General features: G+C 46.4%; 1 tRNA gene. It reads left to right on the top strand.

Features of this window, described 5'->3' with window-relative positions:
• Window positions 1-11 precede the first annotated feature (11 nt).
• Window positions 12-88 (top strand) — tRNA-Ile (locus AC2A4J_RS20455).
• Window positions 89-274: the final 186 nt, after the last annotated feature.

The raw sequence follows: 274 nt of genomic DNA, 5'->3' as shown, positions 1-274 counted from the left end.
AGAAAGTATTTGGGTCTGTAGCTCAGTTGGTTAGAGCGCACCCCTGATAAGGGTGAGGTCGGCCGTTCAAATCGGCCCAGACCCACCAAATTCCATTATGACTTCGTTATAAAGAAACTCGTATAGTAAACTATACGTCGTTACTTTAAGCCTCGTCCTAAAGTAATTTCGGTATGTTGTAAAAACCAAATACGATCTAGTTAGTAATGGGGCTATAGCTCAGCTGGGAGAGCGCCTGCTTTGCACGCAGGAGGTCTGCGGTTCGATCCCGCAT

It is taken from the genome of Marinomonas sp. ATLA20 (assembly GCF_057180105.1).
This window is presented reverse-complemented; position numbering and strand designations above follow the sequence as displayed.